The following is a 16,760-nucleotide window of genomic DNA, read 5'->3' on the forward strand; positions in this document are numbered from 1 at the left end:
CGTCCGGGTCAGTGGAAGAAGTGCCGCGTCCCCGTGAAGTACATCGTCACGCCGGCCTTCCTGGCGGCCTCGACGACGAGTTCGTCGCGGACCGAGCCGCCCGGCTGGACCACGGCCTTCACGCCGGCCGCGGTGAGGATCTCCAGGCCGTCCGGGAAGGGGAAGAAGGCGTCGGAGGCGGCGTACGCCCCCTGCGCCCGCTCGGCGCCCGCTCGCTCCACCGCCAGCTTCGCGGAGTCGACGCGGTTGACCTGGCCCATGCCGACGCCGACGGAGGCGCCGTCCTTGGCGAGCAGGATCGCGTTGGACTTGACGGCGCGGCAGGCCTTCCAGGCGAAGGCCAGGCCGGCGAGGTCGGAGTCGCTCAGCGCCTCGCCGGCCGCGAGCGTCCAGTTCGCCGGGTCGTCGCCCTCGGCCTGGAACACGTCCTTGACCTGGGCCAGGCCGCCGCCGTCGATCGGGCGGAACTCGGCGGGCGGCTGCGGTGCCTCGGGGCAGCGCAGGACGCGGATGTTCTTCTTCTTGGTGAGGGCTTCGAGGGCGCCTTCCTCGTAGTCCGGCGCGACGATGACCTCGGTGAAGATCTCCGCGACCTGCTCGGCCATCTCCTTGGACACCGGGCGGTTGACCGCGATCACGCCGCCGTACGCGGAGAGCGGGTCGCAGGCGTGCGCCTTGCGGTGCGCCTCGGCGACCTCCGCGCCGACCGCGATGCCGCACGGGTTGGCGTGCTTGATGATCGCGACACACGGCTCGGCGTGGTCGTACGCGGCACGGCGGGCGGCGTCCGTGTCGACGTAGTTGTTGTACGACATCTCCTTGCCGTGCAGCTGCTCCGCCTCGGCCAGGCCGCCGCAGCCGCCCGTGTAGAGGGCGGCGGGCTGGTGCGGGTTCTCGCCGTAGCGCAGCACGTTCTTGCGCTCGTACGTGACACCGATGAACTCCGGGAACTGCTCGCCGTCGCCGGCGTACTCCCCCGCGAACCAGCCGGCGACCGCCACGTCGTACTCGGCGGTGTGACGGAACGCCTCGGCGGCGAGCCGCTTGCGGGCGGTCAGGTCGAAGCCGCCGTCCTTCACTGCGGAGAGCACGTCCGCGTACCGGGCCGGGCTCGTCACGACCGCGACGGAGGGGTGGTTCTTGGCGGCGGCGCGGACCATGGAGGGGCCGCCGATGTCGATCTGCTCCACGCACTCGTCGGGCGACGCACCGGAGGCGACCGTCTGCTCGAACGGGTAGAGGTTGACCACGACCAGGTCGAACGGCTCCACGCCCAGCTCGCCGAGCTGCTCGCGGTGGCTGTCCAGGCGCAGGTCGGCGAGGATGCCGGCGTGCACCTTGGGGTGCAGGGTCTTGACCCGGCCGTCCAGGCACTCGGGGAAGCCGGTCAGCTCCTCGACCTTGGTGACGGGGACGCCGGCGGCGGAGATACGGCCGGCCGTGGACCCGGTGGAGACGAGTTCGACGCCCGCCTCGTGGAGCCCGCGCGCCAGCTCCTCCAGACCGGTCTTGTCGTAGACGCTGACGAGCGCCCGTCGGACGGCCCGCTTGTTGCTCTCGGCGGTCACTGGATAACTACCTTTCGTCCCTCGATGCGATAGCCGTTGCGGGCGAGCCGCCCCACGACATCGACGAGCAGCCTTCGCTCGACTTCCTTGATGCGCTCGTGCAGAGCGCTCTCGTCGTCCTCGTCCCGGATCTCCACCACGCCCTGCGCGATGATCGGCCCGGTGTCGACGCCGTCGTCGACGAAGTGGACGGTGCAGCCGGTGACCCTGGCGCCGTACGCGAGCGCGTCCCGCACGCCGTGGGCCCCCGGGAAGCTGGGGAGGAGGGCGGGGTGGGTGTTCACGAACCGCCCCCCGAAACGGGCCAGGAACTCCTTGCCCACGATCTTCATGAACCCGGCCGAGACGACGAGGTCCGGCTCGTGCGCGGCTACGGCCTCGGCGAGCGCCGCGTCCCACTCGTCGCGGCTCCCGTAGTCCTTGACCTTCGTCACGAAGACCGGCAGCCCGGCGCGCTCGGCGCGGGCCAGCCCCTCGATGCCGTCGCGGTCGGCGCCGACCGCGACGATCTCGGCTCCGTAGGCCTCGACGCCGGTGGCGGCGATCTCGTCGAGCAGCGCCTGGAGGTTGGTGCCGGATCCGGAGACCAGCACGACGAGGCGCTTGGCTCGCGGGGCCACGGGCTTGGCGGCCACGGTGTGGGCCTTTCTCGGGGAAGCGGTACGTTCGTCGGTTTGTACAGTCGTACGAATGCTTCGCGCCCCGGGATACGGGGAAGTCTACGAAGCGGCCGACCGTCAGCAACGATACCGGCACACCGGACGGCCCCCTCGGGACGGGGGCGTGGCCGGAAGGTAGCGTCTGCGTGGAGCCGGACCGGGAACGCGACCTGCGCGTCACGCGTTCACCAGTCGTGCCGACCCGTTCGCCCGTTCCACCCGTTCATCGCCGCCAAGGGGAAGACGCTCACTTGATGCCGGACCGCAGCCTGAGACCGCTCACGCTCCCCCAGCAGTCGGCGCAGCCAGGGGGGCGCAGCACCGTGTTGCTGCGGGAGCGCCCCTCGTCACCGCCCGGCACGCCCTCGGACCGGGGGAACGGCGGCGGGCAGGACGGCTCCCAGGACACCCCGGACCGGGACAACCCGTTCGCCCCGCCCCCGGAGGGCACGCCGGACCGGCCCTGGCAGCCCCGGCACCCGTCGGGCGACGGCGGCGACTCGGAGGACTCGTCCGGTTCCCGGGGCGGCGGGCGTTCGCCGTGGGGCGGTCAGTGGAGCGACCGGCAGCCCGGCCGTTCCTCCGGCGGCTTCGGTGAGCGGCCCGGCGGTTCCGGTTCCGGTTCCGGTCCCGAGGGGCAGGGCGGCGGCCCGGGCCCGCGCTGGGACCCCACGGACCCGTCCCAGCGACGTGCGCGGTACGCCCTGCTGAGCGGCATGTGGGCCCTCTTCTTCGCGCTCTTCACCTGGCCGTACGTGGCTCTGCTGCTCGGCGTGCTGGCCCTGTACTGGGGCATCAGCTCCCTGCGCGCCAAGCCCCGCGCCGCCGGCGACCCGGACACCCCGGCCCGCACCGCCGAGCAGACCGGCCGCCCGCAGCGCACCGCGGCCATCAGCGGCCTGGTCACGTCGTCCCTGGCCATCCTCCTGGTCGCCGCGTCCTTCGGCGCCCAGCTGGTCTACAACGACTACTACACCTGCCGCGAGGACGCCCTGACCAATACGGCGAAGCAGGGCTGCGAGCGCCTGCTCCCGGAACAACTGCGGGACCTGCTGGGCACGGAGGGCTAGCCGCCCCTCGGTTCTTCTCTCTCGGATGGCCGGTCCGGTCTTCGTCTTTCAGCCCGTCCGGCGTTTGAGGACGAGGCCGTCAGGCCGAAAAGGGGGGTCTGGGGGCGCAGCCCTCAGGGACGGGAAGGGTAGGGGCGGCGGGGGCGAAACACCCTCCCCCTACCCTCGCGGCGGCTCCGCCGGAGGATCGACCGGCAGCAGATCGTACGGCCCGCCGCCCCCCTCGTCGTCGCCGTCGTACAGCCCGAACGGCACGGCATCCTCGTCCGCCTCCCCCGCATCCTCGCCACCCTCCGCGTCGGCCCCGCCAGACCGCTTCCACCACCGCCCCCCGAAGGGCACCGGCGCCCACCCCCGCCCACCCCCGCCGGCGGCCTCGCCGCCGTCCACGGCCGGCTCGCGCACGACCGGCTCGCGCACGGCAGCACCCCGCCCCCGCCAGGCCCGCACCACCAACGCCACCGGCACCGCCGGCACCGCGATCCAGGCCAGCGTCGCGCCCCCGGCCTGCCACCACACCGGCCCGAACCGCGCGAGGGCATCGCTGCCGAGCGGCCCGCCCGCGAACGCGGCCAGCAGGGCGACGAGCGCCGCGCACAGCACGGCGGCCACGACGGCGGCACCGGCCGTCCGCCGCCACGACCACACCCCGGCGGCCCCAGCCTCGACCGCGCCCACAGGGGCCCCCGTGGCCGCCCGCGCCGTGAACCACCCCACCACCGTCCCCGCCACCAGCGGCACCCCTCCCGCCGCCCAGTGCAGCGGCGTACCGGGCCCCGCGTCCGGCACCGCCGCCAGCAGCGGGAACGGCGGCAGCAACGGCGCCGGGGCGGAGGCCAGGGGGTGCACGACATGCCCCACGCCGAGCGCGAACCCGGGGCCGAGGGCGTACACCGCGGCCCACACCGCCGCGTTCGGCACCAGCACCAGACAGAGCAGCAGTACGGCGAACCGCCCGGACCAGCCCTCGGTCAGCCGCAGGAAGGCCTCCTGCGCGGCGGCTCCGTGCCACACCAGCGAGACCCCCACCAGCAGCGCCCCGCCCCCGACGAGCACCGCCGCACCGGCGCCCGCGGCGCGCGTCGAGGCGCCCAGGCGCGCGTCCGGCTCCACCAGCAGCTCCCGCAGGTTCCGGGGCAGTACGCGCAGCGCCCGGCCCACCGGCCCGCCCGGCCGGCCGAACGCCGTCCACACGCCCGCGCCCGCGGCGCCCATGGCGACCAGCGGCAGGCAGAGGGCGGCCCACCACCAGGAGGGCCGCAGCGCACCGCCCGTCGCGTACAGCACGACGGGCCCGGCGACGCAGAGGTAGCCCGCGACGACCCCCACCCAGGCGAAGCGCGCGGAGACCGGCGGCGGCCCGGCGTCCCGGAGGCCGCTCTCCCCCGCGAAGCCCGTCCCGGCCCCGGGTCCGGAGCCGACGGCCACGCCCACCCCGTCGCCGGGGTCGGTGGCGTCCCGGGCCGCGCGGTGCAGCAGCCACACCGGCAGCAGGACCAGCAGCAGCGGGGTGACGCCCACCGGTGCGGGGGTGCCGGAGAGCGTGTCGGCGCGGACCAGTTCGGCGCCGTGCGCCAGCACCCAGAGAGAGGCGGCGACGTGCAGGGTGCCCTCGGGGCCGCTGTCGGGGTAGGGCGAGCTGATCCACAGCAGGGTGACCAGCGCGGCGCACGAGGCCAGTCCCAGCACCGCCGCGACCGCACCCCCCAGGAGACCGGCGCCCAGGCCGGGCGACCGGTCGCGCCAGCGGGTGCGCAGCAGGGTCAGCGGGGCCGGGCGGACGGTCGTCTGGGTCACGCCCGCCATGCTCCCAACGACACGCGCTTTCCCGGCGTAACAGGCGAAGCACCGTTGTGTCGCTCAATATATGTTTATGTACTTTTTCGTACGAAGGGGCGCCCTGTGACACGGAGCCCTGGAACCCCGCTCCCACCTCCCAAGGCCCGCCGACGCCTGCGCGAGGCGGCCTCGCTGACACAGGCTCAGCTCGCGGACCGGATGGGCGTCACCCGTGCGACGGTCCGTACGTGGGAGAGCGGTCGCACGACACCACGCGGCCGGAGACGGGAGGCGTACGCGGAACTGCTGAAGACGCTGGCCGAGGAGGAGTCGGCAGCGGCGGAGCCGACGCCGGTGCCCGTCGTCGTGGCCGTCCGCACCGGCCCGGGGAGCCCGGCCGAGGACACCGAGAGCCTCGTACTGCCCGCGAAGGCGCTGCCCACGAAGTCGCTGCCCACGGAAGAGCGGCAGGAAGACGAACCGGAACCGGCGCCGGAACCGGTCGCGCTGACGCCCGCTCAGGCGTTCGACGCGCTCTACGAGTTCGGCACCCCCGCCCTCGTGCGGCAGACCTTCCTCCTGACCGGCCGTCGGGAGCTGGCGCGCGAGTCGGTGGAGCGGGCGTTCCAGACCGCATGGGAGAACTGGCCGGAAGTGGCCCGCGACCGCGACCCGGTGGGGTGGGTGCGGGCGGTGGCGTACGAGTACGCGCTCTCGCCCTGGCAGCGGTTCCGCCCGCGCAACCGGCACCCGGAGCCGCCGCCCGCCGACCCCGGCGACCGCACGCTCCTCAACACCCTGCTCCGGCTCCCCCCGCGGCACCGCCGGACGCTCCTGCTGTACGACGGTGTGGGCCTGGACCTGCCCGAGACGGCGGCGGAGACGGAGGCGAGCACTCCGGCGGCGGCCAACCGGCTGCTGAACGCGCGCCGGGCGATGGCCGACCGGCTGCCCGAACTGGCCGACCCCGAGGTGCTGCACCGGCGGCTGGCCGAGGTGGCGTCGAACGAGCGGCTGCGGGCGGCCAAGCCGCCGACGGTGCGGGTGGGCAGCGAACGCAGGGCCCGGTTCTGGACCCGGGCGGCGATCGCCTTCACCGCCGCCCTCATCGGGACCACCGCGCTGACCCTGCGCACCGCGCCCACGCACTACGAGCCGCCGGTCTCCCCCGGCGAGACTGTGCGCGGGGTGCCGCCCAAGGTGGCACCGGGCGCGCTGTCGGACGAGGAACTGGAGCTGCGGCAGAAGCTGCGCGACCAGATGCAGGACGGGCCGGAACGGCTGACTCCACGGCTCGAATGACCGCGGGTACGACGAGGGGCCCGTCCGGTGCGAGGACGGGCCCACTCGGTGCCGTACGGGAAGGCGAGGTCAGCCGTTCAGGATCTCCCTGGCGAGCTTGGCCGTCTCGGTCGGGGTCTTGCCGACCTTGACGCCCGCGGCCTCCAGGGCCTCCTTCTTCGCCTGGGCGGTGCCGGACGAACCGGAGACGATGGCGCCGGCGTGGCCCATGGTCTTGCCCTCGGGCGCGGTGAAGCCCGCGACGTAGCCGACGACCGGCTTGGTCACGTTCTTCGCGATGAACTCGGCCGCACGCTCCTCGGCGTCGCCGCCGATCTCGCCGATCATGACGATCAGGTCGGTCTCGGCGTCGGCCTCGAACGCGGCGAGCGCGTCGATGTGCGTGGTGCCGATGATCGGGTCGCCACCGATGCCGACGGCGGTCGAGAAGCCGATGTCACGCAGCTCGTACATCATCTGGTACGTCAGCGTGCCGGACTTCGAGACCAGGCCGATGCGGCCCGGCTTGGTGATGTCGCCCGGGATGATGCCGACGTTGGACTGGCCCGGGGTGATGATGCCGGGGCAGTTCGGGCCGATGATCCGGGTCTTGTTGCCCTTCTTGCCGGCGTACGACCAGAAGGCGGCCGAGTCGTGCACGGCGATGCCCTCGGTGATCACGACGGCCAGGGGGATCTCGGCGTCGATGGCCTCGACGACGGCGTCCTTGGTGAACTTCTCCGGCACGAAGATGACGGAGACGTTGGCGCCGGTCTTCTCGATGGCCTCCTTGACGGTGCCGAAGACCGGTACCTCGGTGCCGTCGAAGTCCACGGAGGTGCCCGCCTTGCGCGGGTTCACGCCGCCCACGACCTCGGTGCCGTCACCGAGCATGAGCTTGGTGTGCTTCATGCCGGTGGCGCCGGTCATGCCCTGGACGATGACCTTGCTGTCCTTGTTGAGCCAGATAGCCATGGTGTGTTCTGTCCTCGTCCTGAGTGCTTACTTGGCGGCGTGGGCCAGCTCGGCGGCCTTGTCGGCCGCGCCGTCCATGGTGTCGACGCGCTGGACCAGCGGGTGGTTGGCGTCGGTGAGGATCTTGCGGCCCAGCTCGGCGTTGTTGCCGTCGAGGCGGACGACGAGCGGCTTCTCTACCTTCTCGCCGCGGTCCTCCAGGAGCTTCAGCGCCTGGACGATGCCGTTGGCGACCTCGTCGCAGGCGGTGATGCCGCCGAAGACGTTGACGAACACGGAGCGGACGTCCGGGTCGCCGAGGATGATCTCCAGGCCGTTCGCCATCACCTGGGCGGAGGCGCCGCCACCGATGTCCAGGAAGTTGGCGGGCTTCACGTTGCCGTGCTTCTCACCGGCGTACGCGACGACGTCCAGGGTGCTCATGACGAGACCCGCGCCGTTGCCGATGATGCCGACCTCGCCGTCGAGCTTGACGTAGTTGAGGTTCTTCTCCTTGGCGGCGGCCTCGAGCGGGTTGGCCGCGGCCTTGTCGTGGAGGGCCTCGAAGTCGGGGTGACGGAACTCGGCGTTGTCGTCCAGCGACACCTTGCCGTCGAGGGCGATGACGTCGCCGCCCGCGACCTTGGCCAGCGGGTTGACCTCGACCAGGAGGGCGTCCTCCTTGATGAAGGTGTCCCACAGCTTGACCAGGATGTCGGCGACCTTGTCGGCGACCTCGGCCGGGAACTTCGCGGCCTCGACGATCTCGCGCGCCTTCTCGGGCGTCACGCCGTCGATCGCGTCGATCGGCGTCTTGGCGACGGCCTCCGGACGGGTGGCCGCCACCTCCTCGATCTCCATGCCGCCCTCGACGGAGGCGATGGAGAGGAAGGTGCGGTTGGCACGGTCGAGGAGGAAGGAGACGTAGTACTCCTCGACGATCTCCGGAGCGGTCTCGGCGATCATCACCTTGTGGACCGTGTGGCCCTTGATGTCCATGCCGAGGATGTCCGTCGCGCGGGCGACGGCCTCGTCCGCGGAGGCGGCGAGCTTCACGCCGCCGGCCTTGCCGCGGCCACCGACCTTCACCTGAGCCTTGACGACGGACTTGCCGCCCAGACCCTCGGTGATCGCGCGCGCCGCCTCAGGCGTGTCGATGACTTCACCGGCCAGCACCGGTACATCGTGCTTGGCGAAGAGGTCCCTCGCCTGGTACTCGAACAGGTCCACGCGCTTCCGTCCCTATCAGTGATCTCGCGGTTCGTTGGATGCGTGGGCGTGCCGCGAAGGGCAACGTGACGTCCGCTGTGTCACAAGGGGAGCGCACACGGTGACCGAGCGCGCGGCATGTCCGTCTCGCAGGTTATCGCCGCATGCCGGGGGTCCCTAAATCGTGGGTCACACCTGAGCGGTGATGCCTGTCACATGATGCCGCGCTCACTGGCACGCGGTGCCGGATGTGAGCGGCCGCGGTGGGGTGCCGGGCGCATTCGAGCGGGGCGCGGGGAGCCTCACCGGGCTGGGGTTAGCCCGGTGAGGCCCGTCGGCCGGGAGGCCCGCAGGGGTGCGGGTCCCCGGTGTGCGGGTCGGACGGTCCCCACCCCAATGGGGACCGTCCGGCCCATCCGCGGAGTTTCGGCCCGAGGGAGGCCGACGGCTTTCGACCGTCTCGGGCTGCCGCTTCGCGGAGTCGGTGGGTGGGACGGGGGTACGGCGGAGGTACGGGAGTGCGAGGGCGCGGGCGCGTCGGTGGACGCCCGTCGGGCGCATCCGCCCCAGGGGCCTCAGACGCGCGCTCGCGACAGGGAGGTTCCGCCGGCTAGGCGGGAGAGACGGGGATGTCCCGGAACGGATCCCGGGTCTCGCCCGTGTGGGCACGCTCGAGCGCCACGGGGACAAGCCGGAACGGGATCCGGTGCTGCGGGGTCACCGCGTGCGCGTCACCGTGACGGGGCATCCCCTGGTCGGCACCGGTCGCGGTACCCAGCGATCCGTCGGGGGCGCCGGTGGGGGCGTGCCGGGTGGGGGCGTGGTCGGTGGGGGCCGGGGTGGCTCGGCCGGGGGTGCCGGAGTGCGTCACCGGGGGTTGCGCGCCGGTCTCGACCGCGCCGGGGGCAGGGCCGATGTGCGTGGCGTGGTCGGTGGCGTCGGGGCCGGTGTCGGTGTCGGTGGTGACGGTTGCGGTGCGGGGTTCGGTGGCCTTGTCGGGGTCGGCGGCGTCGGAGGTGTCGGCTCCGTCGGAAGGGCGCGCGGAGTCGTCGGCCCCGGCCGGATCCGACTGGCGGCCGTCCGGCAGGGACGGGTCGGCCCAACCGTCCGAACCGCCGGCCCCGGAGGGGTCCGGAAGCTCCGACAGCGGAGGCAGCGACGGCCACGCGGGGGCCGGGGGATCGGAGGAGCCGCGGTCCGTGAAGCCGGGGACGGAGAGGCCCGGGTCCGCGCCGGATGCGGCGGAGAGCAGGGGCAGCCGCTCGGTCGTCCGCTCCACCACGTCCCCGACGGCGGCGAGCACGTCCTTCGGCGGGAGGGGGGCCGGCTCACGCGCCTCCGTCGCCGGACGCCCCACCGGCACGTCGACGACCTGCCGCACGGTGTCCCGCAGGGACGGCGCCCCGTCGGCCGCCTGGGCCCGCTCCCCGCAGACCACGCCGAGCACGAACAACCCGCCCACCAGCAGCGCCACGTGCAGGGCACGCCGCCCGGCCGCCGTGCGCATCACGCGCAGAGCGGCACCGGGCAGGACGGCTGACCAGATCAAGAGGGGGAGATTCCTCCCGTGCGGCGGTGGAACGGCTCGCGCGTCGAGCAACGCGCCGATGACGCGCGATCCTCGCACGGGACTCCGCGGTGTGCGCAAGCCCCTCATTACCGATGGGTAGCGATGTCCGTTTCAGCGGCGGGAATTGGGCCACCCCGGATGGACGAATCGTCACCCGGCGTCCGGTATCGGCAGGGGCCGCCGCTCGATCGCCGCCGCCATCACCTCCGGGAAGTGGTCGGGCGTGCAGGCGAACGCGGGTGCCCCCAGCGCGGCGAGCGCAGCCGCGTGCTCCCTGTCGTAGGCGGGGGTCCCCTCGTCGGACAGGGCCAGCAGCGTCACGAACCGCACCCCCGCCGCCTGCATCGCCGCGACCCGCCTGAGCATCTCGTCCCGGATGCCTCCCTCGTAGAGGTCGCTGATCAGCACGACCACGGTCTCCGCGGGCCGGGTGATCCGCGACTGGCAGTACGCCAGCGCCCGGTTGATGTCCGTACCGCCGCCGAGTCGCGTGCCGAAGAGCACGTCGACCGGGTCGTCCAGTTGGTCGGTCAGGTCGACGACCGCCGTGTCGAAGAGGACGAGCCGGGTCTCCAACGACGGCATGGACGCCAGCACCGCCCCGAACACCGACGCGTACACGACCGATGCCGCCATCGACCCCGACTGGTCGACGCAGAGGACCACTTCCTTCCTCACCGACCGGGACGCCCGCGCGTAGCCGACGAGCCGCTCCGGCACGACCGTCCCGTACTCGGGCAGGTAGTGCTTGAGGTTGGCCGAGATCGTGCGGTTCCAGTCGATGTCGTGGTGCCGGGGACGGGTGGCGCGGGCGCTGCGGTCCAGGGCGCCGGTGAGGGTGGCCCGGGTGCGGGAGGCCAGCCGCTTCTCCAGGTCCTCGACGACCTTGCGCACGACGGTCCGCGCCGTCTCCTTCGTCGTCTCCGGCATCGCCTGGTTGAGCGAGAGCAGGGTGCCGACCAGGTGCACGTCGGCCTCCACCGCCTCCAGCATCTCCGGCTCCAGCAGCAGCGTGGCGAGACCGAGCCGGTCGATCGCGTCCCGCTGCATGACCTGTACGACGGAGGAGGGGAAGTACGTGCGGATGTCACCGAGCCAGCGCGCGACGGCCGGTGCGGAGCCGCCGAGCCCCGCCGCACGGTCCCGTCCGCCCCGTGCCCCGGCCTCCTTCCCGTAGAGCGCGGTGAGCGCCCCGTCCATCGCGGCGTCCTGCCCGGAGAGCGTGCGGCCGGTGCCGTCGGCCGGGTTGCCGCCCAGCACGAGCCGCCACCGCCGCAGCCGCTCCTGCGCGGCGTCGGCCCCCACCGGTTCGGTCGTCATGCGCCCACCCCCACCAGGTCGTTTCCGTCAAGGCCGGTTCGCGCCGGGGCGTCGCCCGCCGGGCCCAGCAGCAGCCGGACCACCGGGAGCACCGCGTCGGCGCGCTCGGTGTCGAGGTCGGCCGCGAAGCCCGGTATCCCGGGGCCGGCCGTGGTCACCCTCCCCCGCGTCTGCGGTCCGCGCCGGACCAGCTCACCGAGGCTGCGGCGCACACCCGGCTCGTAGGCCGCGAAGGTGCGCCGCAGCAGCGGCAGCACCTCCGTGAACGCCTCCGCCGCCACGCCCGTCAGCCAGGCGTCGACCAGGGCGAGCAGCCGTTCGTCGTGCAGGAGGAGCAGGCCGCCACCCGAGCCGCCTCCGACGAAGCCCTCGATCCACGCCGCCGCGTCCGCCGGCGGCGTCCCCCGGGACAGCGCCAGGCCCATGAACCGCGCGGCCTCGTCCGCCGCCAGCACACCGTCGTCCAGCAGGAGCCGCACCGCGCGCCCCCGGACGACACCGGGCACGATGTCCCGCGTCGAGAGGGTCCGCAGCACCCGCTGCCAGCGGGACCGCAGGCCGCCCTGGCCCGGCGCGGAGGTGTCGCCGAGCAGGCCCACCGCTCCGTGCACGGCGTCCACATGGCCGCGCATCTCGTCGGCCGCGTCGGCGTCCAGGGCGGCGCAGGCCGCGGGCAGACCGACGAAGACGCGCTCGGCGAGCCCCGCGGCGACCTCCGCCAGCGCACCCGTGTCGGTGCCGCGCACGTCGCCGTAGCGCAACGAGCGGACCAGGGCCGGCAGGGCCCGCGCGAGGTGGCCGACGTCTGTGTCGAGCGCCGCGCGGTCGGCGAGTATCCGCATCACCGGCGTGAGCGCGTCCGGCAGCCCGGCCGACAGGCAGCGTTCGGCGAGCGCGGTGACCTCGGCGAGGTCGCGCGCGGTGACGGCGTCCGCCTCCGCCTTGGCGGTCGCGGCGGCGAGCACGGTCGTGCCCCAGACTCCGGCCTCGGCGACCCGCACCGACAGCTCCGGCTCCCAGCGCAGCCGCCACGTCTCGCGGAACGTCCCCGTACTGCCCCGGGACGCGGCCGGCTCGCCCCAGCCGACGCCGAGCAGCCGCAGCCGGTGCAGCAGTCTGCTGCGGCTCGCGTCGGTGTCCTTGCGCAGGTCGAGTTCCAACTCCCTCAGCCGTGCCTCCGGTTTGAGCCGCAGCCGGCGCTGGACGCGGGCCAGGTCGCGCTGCAGGGGCACGGCGGGCGCCCCCGCGGGGACCTCCCCCAGCACGTCCCCCACCACCAGCCGGTCCCGGACCAGCGCCAGGGGCACGTCCGAGCCGTCGCACATCACCGCCCGCACGGCGTCCGTCGTCTCGCCCAGTCCGGCCAGCGGGCGCCCGCGCAGCACCGCGAGCGTCCCGGCCAGCCGCACCGCCTCGATGACGTGCGCCGAGGAGACGTTCCGGCCCTCGTCCCGCAGCAGCCCGGCCACCTTGGTCAGCCAGCGCTCGACCGGCCGGTCCGCCGCGCCGAACAGGTGCGCGTACCAGCCGGGCGACTCGATGCCCGCCCCGTACCCACCCGACCGGGACAGCCGTCGGTAGGTCCAGGGCACCCACGTCAGGTCCACCTTGGTCCTCGGCAGCCCCTTCAGCAGGGCGCGGTCGGCGGTGGCGGTGACCTTGCGCCGGAGCGCGGGCACGTGCCACGCCCCACACACCACGGCGACGCTCCCGGCGGCATCCCGCTGTGCCGCCCGCACCTGGAGCCGCATGTACGCCTCCCGCACCAGGTCCCGCCCGTCGTGTCCGCCGCCCTCCTCGGTCTCCCGCAGGGCACCCATGGCCTCTTCCAGCGCGGTGAACGGCGCGAGCGCGTCGCCGTCGCCGCCCCCGTGGCCCTGGTGCTCGACGACGTCCTCCCACCAGCGCTCGGGGTCGTCGTGACCGGCGGCCCCGGCGAGGGCGGCGAGCGGATCGACCCGGACCTCGGGGGCCGACGCGCAGGAGGGGTCCCCCGGGCCCGCCCCCGGCTCCTCGCCCGCCGTCTCCGCGTCCTCCCCCTCCGTGTCCTCCTCCTCCGTGTCCTCCACCTGCGTGTCCTCCTCCGACCGCCAGGCCAGTGAGTGCGCCGCCGGGAGGTCGATGAAGCGGGCCGGCACGTCGTGTTCCAGGGCCCAGCGGAGGGCCACCCACTCCGGGGAGAACTCGGCCAGCGGCCAGAAGGCCGAGCGGCCGGGCTCGTCCACGGCGTGCGCGAGCAGCGCAACCGGCGGCCGCATGTCCTCGTCGGCGGCCAGCGGGATCAGGGCGTCGGCCTCGGGCGGCCCCTCGATCAGCACGATCCCCGGCCGGGCCGCCTCCAGCGCCGCCCGCACCGCCCGCGCGGACCCCGGGCCGTGGTGACGCACACCCAGCAGCAGCGGTCCGGGCGCGCCGCCGCCCCTTCCGCGGTCAGTGCCCGTCACACCGTCCCCCTCGCCCACCGGGCCGCCGCCCCCGAGTCCGCAGCCTGCGTGCCCACGTCGAGTCCTCGTCGTCCTCCGTGGCTCCGGCCACCCGCGTCTCCGCTCCGTGCCGCGTCCTCGTCCACGCCGGCTCGCCGTTCACACGCTCACCCCGCGGCAGGCGCGGTAGAAGTCCTGCCAGCCGTCGCGCTCCCGGACGACCGTCTCCAGGTACTCCTGCCAGATGACCCGGTCGTGGGCGGGATCGCGGACGACGGCGCCGAGGATGCCCGCGGCGACGTCGCCGGGCCGCAGCACCCCGTCACCGAAGTGGGCGGAGAGCGCGAGACCGCCGGTGACCACGGAGATCGCCTCGGCCGTGGACAGGGTGCCGCTGGGCGACTTCACCTTCGTGCGCCCGTCGCCCGTCAGTCCGTCGCGCAGTTCACGGAAGACGGTGACGACGCGGCGGATCTCCTCGATGCCGTCGGGGGCCGGGGGCAGGTCCAGGGAGCGGCCGATCTGGTCGACGCGGCGCGTGACGATCTCGACCTCGGCCTCGGCGCTCTCGGGCAGCGGCAGCACCACCGTGTTGAAGCGGCGGCGCAGGGCGCTGGACAGGTCGTTGACCCCGCGGTCGCGGTCGTTGGCGGTGGCGATCAGGTTGAAGCCGCGGACGGCCTGCACCTCCTGGCCCAGCTCCGGTATCGGCAGGGTCTTCTCCGACAGGATGGTGATCAGGCTGTCCTGCACGTCGGCGGGGATGCGGGTCAGCTCCTCCACCCGCACCGTCGCGCCGTCCGTCATGGCCCGCATGACCGGACTGGGCACGAGGGCGTCGCGGCTCGGGCCGTGGGCGAGGAGTCTCGCGTAGTTCCAGCCGTAGCGGATCGCCTCCTCCGGGGTGCCGGCGGTGCCCTGCACCAGCAGGGTGGAGTCGCCGCTGACGGCCGCCGCGAGGTGCTCGGACACCCAGGTCTTCGCGGTGCCGGGCACGCCGAGCAGGAGCAGGGCGCGGTCGGTGGCGAGCGTGCTGACGGCGACCTCGACGATGCGGCGCGAGCCCACGTACTTCGGGGTGATCACGGTGCCGTCGGGCAGGGTGCCGCCGAGCAGATAGGTCGCGACGGCCCAGGGCGACAGCTTCCACCGCGCCGGGCGCGGACGGTCGTCCTGCGCGGCCAGCGCGGCCAGTTCGGCCCCGAAGGCCTGCTCGGCGTGGGGCCGCAGCCTCTCCACCCCGGACATCGCTTCCACGGACACAGGCATGGCTGATTCCCCCTCCAGCTCGGCCGGTTCGATCTGTCATCCACGGTGCACCACGCCACTGACAATCGCTCTGAGCTGCGAAAACGCTCTCGCCGGGGGCGTTGTCAGTGGGAGGATCTACCTTCGATGTCATGACTCAGCAGGGGGAGCGCTGGACCGTGGAACAGGTGCTGGCACTGGCACCTGACGCCGCGTCACGTTCGGCGGGCGGCAGGTTGGGGGCGGCCGGTCCGTGGTCCGAGGTGGGGAGTTCCGACGAGGGGGCGGTGTGGGGGCTGTGCAAGGGCAGCGGCAGCGAGCCGTACCGCACGGTCGTCGACGTCGCGGACGGGTCCGGGCCCGCGTACCGGTGCGCGTGCCCGAGCCCCAAGGTCCCGTGCAAGCACGCGCTGGGGCTGCTGCTGCTCTGGTCGGGCGGGGGCGTCGCGGCGCCGGGGGCGGCAGCGCCCGAATGGGCGGAGCGTTGGCTCGCCGGACGACGTGAGCGCGCGGAAGGGAGAGAGGGAGCGAGCCCGGCGGACTCGCCGCCCGGGCAGGGGGCCGGGACCGCTGATCCGGAGGCGGCGCGGCGCCGGGCCCTGCGGCGGGCCGGGCGGATCACCGCGGGCGCGACGGAGCTGGAGCAGCGGCTGACGGACCTGCTGCGCGGCGGCCTGGCCGGCGCCGGGCAGGCGGGCTACGGGCTGTGGGAGGAGACGGCGGCCCGCATGGTCGACGCCCAGGCCCCGGGTCTGGCCGCACGCGTGCGGGAGCTGGGCTCCATACCGTCGTCGGGCGCCGGCTGGCCGGTCCGGCTGCTGGAGGAGTGCGCCCTCCTCCACTTGCTCGACCAGGGCTGGCTGCGGCGCGAGGGCCTGCCCGACGGGCTGGCGGCGACCGTCCGTTCGCGCGTGGGTCTGCCGGCCTCCGCGGGCGGTCCGCCGGTGCGGGACCACTGGCTGGTCCTCGCCCAGTACGACACCGCGGACGCGCGGCTGACGACCCGTCGCATCTGGCTGTACGGCACGGAGACGGACCGGACGGCGCTGCTCCTCTCCTACGGTGCCGCGGGCAGGGCACCGGAGTTGGCGCTTCCGGCGGGTCTGACGCTGGAGGCCGAGGTGTCGGCGTATCCGGGCGCCGGACAGCAGCGGGCGGCTCTGGGGCGGCGGTTCGGACAGGCCGCGCCCACGGAGACCCGCCCGAGAGGAGTGACCACGTCCAGAGCCGCCGCCCGGTTCGGCGAGGCCCTCCGCGACGACCCGTGGCTGGACTCGGTGCCGGTGACGCTGGGGCGCGTCGTCCCGGTGCCGGACGGCGACGCGTGGCAGCTGGCGGACGCCGACGACGACACCGCGCTGCCGCTCGTACCGGGCGCCGGAAACCGGGCGGGCATCTGGCGGCTGGCCGCACTGTCGGGCGGCGCGCCCGTCACGGTCTTCGGCGAGTGCGGCCACCGGGGTCTCACTCCGCTGACGGCCTGGCCGGCCGGCCCCGGCCCGGCGGTGCCGCTGTACTGACCCGCCCGGCGCCGGAACGGGCGCGTCCCACGCCCGCACCTGGCGGGTCCAGCCACACCCCGCACGCCCGCACCTGCCGGTTCAACGCCCACACCCCGCACGCCCGCGCCCCCACCCCGCGCCACGCCCCACACCCGCACCGACCCGCCCCAGGCCATG

12 protein-coding genes are annotated in these 16,760 nt (G+C 74.2%); 3 read left to right on the forward strand and 9 right to left on the reverse strand.

The annotated features are described in order from the left end of the window. Positions 1–8: 8 nt before the first annotated feature. Positions 9–1,568 carry a bifunctional phosphoribosylaminoimidazolecarboxamide formyltransferase/IMP cyclohydrolase gene (purH, locus tag ACZ67M_RS14430; RefSeq protein WP_361352696.1) on the reverse strand — a complete coding sequence of 520 codons (1,560 nt, stop codon included), beginning with the start codon at positions 1,566–1,568 and terminating at the stop codon, positions 9–11. After that, the gene (gene purN, locus ACZ67M_RS14435) at positions 1,565–2,203 is read right to left on the reverse strand and encodes a phosphoribosylglycinamide formyltransferase (RefSeq protein ID WP_469851052.1); all 639 of its coding nucleotides are present in this window, start codon (positions 2,201–2,203) and stop codon (positions 1,565–1,567) included. The genes purH and purN overlap by 4 nt, the downstream gene beginning before the upstream one ends. Positions 2,204–2,481: 278 nt before the next feature. Here purN and ACZ67M_RS14440 point away from each other — a divergent pair, with 278 nt between their 5' ends. Beyond that, the gene (locus tag ACZ67M_RS14440) at positions 2,482–3,297 is read left to right on the forward strand and encodes a hypothetical protein (protein ID WP_385794639.1); all 816 of its coding nucleotides are present in this window, start codon (positions 2,482–2,484) and stop codon (positions 3,295–3,297) included. Between the two features lie 159 nt (positions 3,298–3,456). Here ACZ67M_RS14440 and ACZ67M_RS14445 read toward each other — a convergent pair whose 3' ends face one another. Continuing rightward, positions 3,457–5,103 carry a cell division protein PerM gene (locus ACZ67M_RS14445; protein ID WP_469851054.1) on the reverse strand — a complete coding sequence of 549 codons (1,647 nt, stop codon included), beginning with the start codon at positions 5,101–5,103 and terminating at the stop codon, positions 3,457–3,459. Between the two features lie 96 nt (positions 5,104–5,199). Here ACZ67M_RS14445 and ACZ67M_RS14450 point away from each other — a divergent pair, with 96 nt between their 5' ends. Then, entirely contained in the window at positions 5,200–6,378 is a 1,179-nt protein-coding gene (locus ACZ67M_RS14450) for a helix-turn-helix domain-containing protein (protein ID WP_392010061.1), read from the forward strand. Positions 6,379–6,447: 69 nt separating this feature from the next. Here the strand turns inward: ACZ67M_RS14450 and sucD are convergent, their stop codons facing one another. The 6 genes from sucD to ACZ67M_RS14480 form a co-directional block, all read right to left on the reverse strand. Next, entirely contained in the window at positions 6,448–7,332 is an 885-nt protein-coding gene (gene sucD, locus ACZ67M_RS14455; protein ID WP_361352709.1) for a succinate--CoA ligase subunit alpha, read from the reverse strand. Between the two features lie 27 nt (positions 7,333–7,359). Beyond that, entirely contained in the window at positions 7,360–8,541 is a 1,182-nt protein-coding gene (sucC, locus tag ACZ67M_RS14460; protein WP_122615830.1) for an ADP-forming succinate--CoA ligase subunit beta, read from the reverse strand. A gap of 589 nt (positions 8,542–9,130) precedes the next feature. Further along, entirely contained in the window at positions 9,131–10,069 is a 939-nt protein-coding gene (locus ACZ67M_RS14465) for a hypothetical protein (protein ID WP_469851057.1), read from the reverse strand. A gap of 171 nt (positions 10,070–10,240) precedes the next feature. Beyond that, the gene (locus ACZ67M_RS14470; RefSeq protein WP_392099200.1) at positions 10,241–11,410 is read right to left on the reverse strand and encodes a VWA domain-containing protein; all 1,170 of its coding nucleotides are present in this window, start codon (positions 11,408–11,410) and stop codon (positions 10,241–10,243) included. Then, positions 11,407–13,854, reverse strand: coding sequence for a DUF5682 family protein (locus ACZ67M_RS14475; protein WP_469851059.1), 2,448 nt, complete (start codon positions 13,852–13,854; stop codon positions 11,407–11,409). The genes ACZ67M_RS14470 and ACZ67M_RS14475 overlap by 4 nt, the downstream gene beginning before the upstream one ends. Before the next feature lie 138 nt (positions 13,855–13,992). Next, positions 13,993–15,102, reverse strand: a complete 1,110-nt coding sequence (locus ACZ67M_RS14480; protein WP_469851061.1) for an ATP-binding protein — start codon at positions 15,100–15,102, stop codon at positions 13,993–13,995. Between the two features lie 131 nt (positions 15,103–15,233). Between ACZ67M_RS14480 and ACZ67M_RS14485 the strand changes: the two genes are divergently transcribed. Beyond that, complete coding sequence (locus ACZ67M_RS14485) at positions 15,234–16,601, forward strand: SWIM zinc finger family protein (protein WP_469851062.1); 1,368 nt, start codon at positions 15,234–15,236, stop codon at positions 16,599–16,601. The last annotated feature ends 159 nt before the right edge of the window (positions 16,602–16,760 follow it).

Source organism: Streptomyces sp. NPDC107500 (assembly GCF_055582785.1).

Bases quoted from the DNA above. Each gene is read 5' to 3' on its own strand.
- ACZ67M_RS14440 (WP_385794639.1), top strand. From the start codon at position 2,482: ATGCCGGACCGCAGCCTGAGACCGCTCACGCTCCCCCAGCAGTCGGCG.
- ACZ67M_RS14445 (WP_469851054.1), bottom strand. From the start codon at position 5,103: ATGGCGGGCGTGACCCAGACGACCGTCCGCCCGGCCCCGCTGACCCTG.
- sucD (WP_361352709.1), bottom strand. From the start codon at position 7,332: ATGGCTATCTGGCTCAACAAGGACAGCAAGGTCATCGTCCAGGGCATG.
- ACZ67M_RS14470 (WP_392099200.1), bottom strand. From the start codon at position 11,410: ATGACGACCGAACCGGTGGGGGCCGACGCCGCGCAGGAGCGGCTGCGG.
- ACZ67M_RS14480 (WP_469851061.1), bottom strand. From the start codon at position 15,102: ATGCCTGTGTCCGTGGAAGCGATGTCCGGGGTGGAGAGGCTGCGGCCC.
- ACZ67M_RS14485 (WP_469851062.1), top strand. From the start codon at position 15,234: ATGACTCAGCAGGGGGAGCGCTGGACCGTGGAACAGGTGCTGGCACTG.